Here is a 6485-nt window from a genome sequence, read left to right on the forward strand (position 1 = left end):
GCTATTTGAAAAGCGTACGCTCAACATTTAGCGTTTCACATGAAACCTAGTCATTTACACATATTTTATTGTCATCATCAAACCTATTCTATGAATCATGATTCCGAATCGTCAACTTTTTTAGCGAAAATAATACGACCTGATGATGTTTGCAATAAACTGATGACCTCTAAGTCTACATGCTTACCAACAAGTGGTTTCGCATTATCAACCACTACCATTGTACCGTCATCTAAATAGCCAACACCTTGACCAGGTTCTTTACCCATTTTAGTCAATAGAATATTAATGCGATCGCCTTGATGTACATTTGGTTTAATTGCTTCAGACAAGTCATTCACATTCAACGCTTTAATTCCTTGAACGTGACATACTTTATTTAAATTAAAATCGGTAGTAATCACATGCGCATGATATTTCTGTGCTAATTTCACTAATAGTTCATCGATATCACTGTGAGACTTTTGTGGATGTATCACACGTGTCGGATAATCTAAATCATATAATTCATTTAATATATCTAATCCACGTTGCCCTTTTTCACGCTTCACGCTATCATTCGCATCAGCAACGACTTGAAGTTCATTAATGACACCTTGCGGAATAAGTATTTCGCCATCGATAAAACCACATCGAATGACATCTAAGATACGACCATCGATAATTGCGCTTGTATCTAATAGTTTAGGTACGGCACTAATATTACTTTTAGACATAGAACGCGCCATGTTTTCCGGCAAGAACATGAGCATTTCGTCACGCTTCTTCAAACCAAATTGGAAGCCTAAATAACATAGCAATAAAGTAATAATAAGTGGTATAAGATGATTCAGTATCGTATTTCCAATCATTTCTAGAATAAACGAGGCCATTACTGAAATAAATAGGCCAATGATAAGTCCGAGTGTTGCAAATAAAATTTCAACTGCGCTACGTTGCATAATCCAATGTTCAACGGCTTTGAAAGTTCTTGTTACTTTATTAATAAAGAAGCCAAAAATCAAGAAAAATACTACGATACCTATTAAGCCGTCAATATAATAATTATTTAAAAATGGATAACCATTAATATTAAAATCTTTGAGTATTTCAGGTATTAGCAAAATACCAAGTGCCATACCTAAGATAATATATATAATGATTACAATGCCTTTTAATACTTTCAAAAGTCTCACCTCTTTTTCAGCTTATGTTACGCTTTAAAAGCATATTTAAGCGCCTCATGTACAGTAGAGACGCCTACTACTTTAATACCTTCAGGGAATTGCCATCCACCAATATTAGTTTGTGGAATAACAACTCGTTCAAACCCTAATTTAGCCGCTTCTTGAACACGTTGCTCAATTCGAGAAACACGTCTCACTTCACCAGTCAAACCTACTTCTCCAATATAACAATCCAGTCCATCCACTGCCTTATCTTTGAAACTTGAAGCTGTCGCTACAATAACGCTTAAATCAACTGCTGGTTCTGTTAATCGAACACCACCTGCCACTTTAATATAAGCATCCTGTTGTTGTAATAAATAATTTTCCTTTTTCTCTAATACTGCCATTAATAAACTCAAACGATTATGATCAATTCCTGTAGCCATACGTCTAGGGTTATTAAATGTGGTAGGTGTCACTAACGCTTGAACTTCTATTAGCAATGGTCGCGTACCTTCCATCGTTGCTACAATTGTTGATCCAGGTACATTAGTAGACCGCTCTTCCAAGAACATTTCTGACGGATTATGTACCCCTTTCAATCCGCTTTGTTTCATTTCAAATATGCCCATTTCATTAGTAGAACCAAAACGGTTCTTAACTGCTCTCAAGATACGATAAGCATGATGCTCATCTCCTTCAAAGTACAACACAGTATCAACCATATGTTCTAATAAACGTGGTCCTGCAATTTGACCTTCTTTGGTTACATGACCAACGATAAATGTGGCGATATTCATTTGTTTGGCAATATTCATCAAACTCTGCGTACTTTCTCGAACTTGAGATACAGAGCCAGGTGCCGAACTAATCTCTGGATGATATATGGTTTGGATCGAATCGACCACTAAAATATCTGGCTGTGCTTGTTGAACCGTTTGATATATCACTTCTAAATCCGTTTCTGCCAGCACGTTTAAATTACTAGAATCTTCATCTAAACGATCAGCTCGTAATTTAGTTTGATTAAGTGATTCTTCACCCGTAATATACAGTACATTTAATTTTTGTGATAGTGATGCACAAATTTGTAGTAATAGTGTTGATTTCCCAATACCAGGATCTCCACCTATTAACACTAAAGAACCACTTACAATACCACCACCTAAAACGCGGTTAAATTCCTTTGATTCTGTCTGAACTCTTGGCGTCACTTCATTCTTAATATCATTTAATTTCTGGACCTTTGCGCTAGATGTTGATGTCTTAACGCCGTGTTTGGGATTTGAAGCTTTTTCAACAATTTCCTCCATTTGATTCCATGAACCACAATTAGGACATTTTCCCATCCATTTTGGAGATTGATAGCCACAAGCCATACACTCAAAAATCACTTTCTTTTTGGCCAAAATTGCACCTCCGATTTTTCTTTGAACAAATCTATTTTATATGTAACGTTGCACAATGACAAATGTAAACTTAAGCATTTTATATAAATATATTGATATTTATTGTTCGAAATGACGTATATAGATAATCATTTTATTTCAGTTGAAATCATTACATTATATTTCAAAAAGTAATAGGAGTGGAACAGAATCCATTAAGAATTCATGTCCCACTCCCAGATAAATGACGAGTGCTAAGAAACGCACTATATAAATATTATCTCATCTTCATTAGTTAGCACGTACTTTGCGTTATAACCCTATACTATTTTTATCCTAAAAACAGCTAGGCCTAACGTTCATTTTATTAAATTATGCTTCTGTTTCAGTTACGTCACTATCTTCGTCTGAATCTGAAACATTATTATTTTTTTCATTGATATTATATTTAAATTCATCGCCATCATGATCAATCACGACTTCTTTACCTTCGATTTGGTTGCCATCTAAAATTAATTCACTTAAGTTATCTTCAACTGTTTTTTGAATAGCTCTGATTAATGGACGTGCACCATACTCTGGATCATAACCTTCTTCCGCAATTTTTTCTTTCGCTTTGTCGGTTACTACAATATTAATATCTTGTTCAGAAAGACGTTGTGTTAATTTATTAACCATCATTGTAACAATTTCTTTCAATTCATCTTTAGAAAGTTTATGGAATACGATAATGTCGTCTACACGGTTTAAGAATTCTGGACGGAATGAATTTTTTAATTCTTTCAACATTGTCTTGCGAATCGTTTCATAGTCATGACCGTCAGAGCCACCACCGAAACCTGCAAAGCGTTGATCTTGTAATTCTTGTGCACCAACATTTGATGTCATAATAATCACAGTATTACGGAAATCAACTTGACGTCCTTTAGTATCCGTTAGATGACCATCATCTAGCACTTGTAATAAGATGTTAAACACATCTGGATGTGCCTTTTCAATTTCATCAAATAAAATAACTGAATAAGGTTTACGTCTAACTTTTTCAGTTAATTGGCCACCCTCATCATGACCTACGTAGCCAGGAGGCGCTCCAACTAAACGGCTCACTGCATGTTTTTCCATAAACTCACTCATATCAACACGAATCATTGCATCTTCTTCGCCAAACATTGATTCTGCTAACGCTCTAGCTAGTTCCGTCTTACCTACACCAGTTGGTCCTAAGAAGATAAAGCTACCGATTGGACGTTTAGGGTCTTTCAATCCTGCACGTGCGCGACGTACTGCTTTACTTATAGATGTTACAGCGTCATTTTGACCAATCACTCTATCATGTAATGTTTGTTCAAGATTCAATAATCGGTCTGACTCTGTTTCATTGATTTTTGTAAGTGGTATGCCTGTCCAGCCTGCAATCACTTCGCCAATATCTTCTTTAGATAGTGATGTAGATTTATCACCTTGCGTTGTTTGCCATTCATTTTTAGCATCTTCATATTGTTTTTCAAGTCTCGTTTGTTTATCACGTAAATTAGCCGCATTTTCGAATTCTTGAGCGTGAACTGCAGCGTCTTTTTCATTTTTTACTTTTTCAATTTCTTGCTCAATTTCTTTCAAGTTGTTAGGTGTTGTATGACTTTTCAGTCTTACTTTGGAACTTGCTTCGTCAATTAAATCAATTGCTTTGTCAGGCAAGAAACGATCAGATATATAGCGATCACTTAATTTAGCAGCCGCTTCAAGTGCTTCATCAGAAATATTAATACGATGATGCGCTTCATAACGATCTCGTAATCCTTTTAAAATTGCGATTGTATCTTCAACAGAAGGTTCATCAACTTGAATGGGTTGGAAACGACGTTCTAACGCTGCATCTTTCTCGATGTTTTTACGGTATTCATCTAATGTTGTAGCACCAATACATTGTAATTCACCACGAGCTAATGCTGGTTTTAATATATTTGATGCATCAATTGCGCCTTCTGCACCTCCAGCACCAACTAATGTGTGCAATTCATCAATAAATAGAATAACGTTACCAGCTTGATGGATTTCTTCCATTACTTTTTTCAAACGTTCTTCAAATTCACCACGATATTTAGTACCTGCTACAACTGTTCCCATATCAAGTGACATGACACGTTTATCTTTTAATGTTTCAGGCACTTCATTATTAACAATCGCCTGTGCAAGACCTTCTGCAATTGCAGTTTTACCTACCCCAGGTTCGCCAATTAGTACTGGGTTATTTTTAGTACGACGACTCAATACTTCAATCACACGCGTAATTTCTTTGTCTCTACCCACAACAGGATCTAGTGTTCCATCTTTGGCAATCACAGTTAAATCACGTGCTAATCCATCTAATGTAGGTGTATTATTTGATTTATTTGCTGTAGCGTTTTTATTGCTCATTTCAGGACTTCCTAATGCTTTAACCACTTGAGCACGCGCTTTTGTAATATTTAAATCTAGATTAGCAAACACACGCGCAGCTACGCCCTCATTTTCACGAATTAAACCTAGTAAAATATGTTCTGTACCTACAAAGTTATGATGTAACTTTCTAGCTTCGTCCATTGAAAGTTCAATTACCTTCTTGGCTCTAGGTGTATAATGCAATGTTCCTGTTTGATCTTGTCCATGGCCGATTAATTTCTCAACCTCTTCAATCACTTTATCTTCGGTAATATTGAAACTCTCTAATACTTTAGCGGCTATACCTTCTGGCTCTTTCATTAAGCCAAGTAGTAAGTGTTCTGTACCTATATTAGAATGATTTAAACGTATAGCTTCTTCTTGCGCATGTGCTAAGACACGTTGTGCACGTTCAGTTAATCTACCAAATAGCATATATTTCTGTACCTCCTATTGTGTATATTCTCTTAATATATCTGCTCTCTTCTCATTTACAGAGATTGTTTCATCTTCATCGTTATAAATAAACGCTGATTGAATACTTACCATTAATTCATTAAATTTAAAGTCTTTCAATGTTAAATACCCTAAATCGATACCTAATTTCACTTCACTTAAACGATAGGAAGCTTCTTCCATTGAAATAATTCGACTGTTCTGTAAGATACCCAACGACCGATAAACACGGTCTAACGTTTCCAATTCATTATAATGCGTTAAGCGTTCACGAATTTGCATTTCTTCATTTATAATTTGTTGAACAACTTCAGTTAAGTTATCTATAATTTCTTCTTCAGTTTTACCAAGTGTTAATTGATTTGAAATTTGATAGATATGGCCATAAACTTGCGAGCCTTCTCCATATATACCTCGAATCGTAAAACCAAAACGATTAATGGTCTGTGCAATACGATTCATACGTTTCATGATGGATAACCCTGGCAAATGTAGCATTACACTTGCTCTCATACCTGTACCAATATTGGTTGGGCATGTTGTTAAATACCCTAAATGTTCATCATAACTAATGTCTAGCGATTGATCTAACGTATCATCAATATCACTCGCTTTGTTATATAAATCATGTAATGACAAATCATTTCCCATTGCTTGTATGCGTATATGGTCTTCTTCATTAATCATAATACTGATTGATTCGTCTTCATTTAATAACACTGCTGATGCCGGTTGTTTAATAAGTTCAGGACTAATTAAATGTTTAGCAACAAGTTTCATCTTGTTTTGTTGATCCATTGTATCTAATCGCATGAGAGACAAATCAGGCAATACATCTTGCACTTCATTTATCACTCTAAAGCCATCTTGTTCTGAGGGAAACATGAGTGGATGGACGTGATTTTCTAAATTTCTAGCTAATCGGATTCTGGAAGACATCACAATTGGAGATTCTTCCGTTTGCTTCATCCATTCACTGATATGCGTATTCATATCACTCATTACGTTCCACCCCGCTCTCGTCTTTCAATGCTTTTATTTCGTCTCTAACGATAGCAGCTTCTTCAAAGTTTTG

General features: G+C 35.5%; 5 protein-coding genes. All 5 read right to left on the reverse strand.

From position 1 onward, the window contains the following. Positions 1-95: 95 nt before the first annotated feature. Positions 96-1118 (reverse strand): PIN/TRAM domain-containing protein, encoded by a 1023-nt coding sequence (locus JVV30_RS04650; RefSeq protein WP_371106756.1) that lies wholly within the window; start codon positions 1116-1118, stop codon positions 96-98. A gap of 74 nt (positions 1119-1192) precedes the next feature. Then, positions 1193-2557 carry a DNA repair protein RadA gene (gene radA / locus JVV30_RS04655; RefSeq protein WP_053031005.1) on the reverse strand — a complete coding sequence of 455 codons (1365 nt, stop codon included), beginning with the start codon at positions 2555-2557 and terminating at the stop codon, positions 1193-1195. Between the two features lie 351 nt (positions 2558-2908). Further along, positions 2909-5389 carry an ATP-dependent Clp protease ATP-binding subunit gene (locus JVV30_RS04660; protein ID WP_204193571.1) on the reverse strand — a complete coding sequence of 827 codons (2481 nt, stop codon included), beginning with the start codon at positions 5387-5389 and terminating at the stop codon, positions 2909-2911. A gap of 15 nt (positions 5390-5404) precedes the next feature. Beyond that, the gene (locus tag JVV30_RS04665; protein ID WP_070854638.1) at positions 5405-6412 is read right to left on the reverse strand and encodes a protein arginine kinase; all 1008 of its coding nucleotides are present in this window, start codon (positions 6410-6412) and stop codon (positions 5405-5407) included. Then, the coding region (locus tag JVV30_RS04670; RefSeq protein WP_204193574.1) for a UvrB/UvrC motif-containing protein at positions 6405-6485 on the reverse strand (81 nt) is incomplete at its 5' end. The genes JVV30_RS04670 and JVV30_RS04665, both read right to left, overlap by 8 nt.

The sequence above is a fragment of the Staphylococcus sp. GDY8P47P genome (assembly GCF_016892225.1).
GTDB lineage: Bacteria > Bacillota > Bacilli > Staphylococcales > Staphylococcaceae > Staphylococcus > Staphylococcus borealis.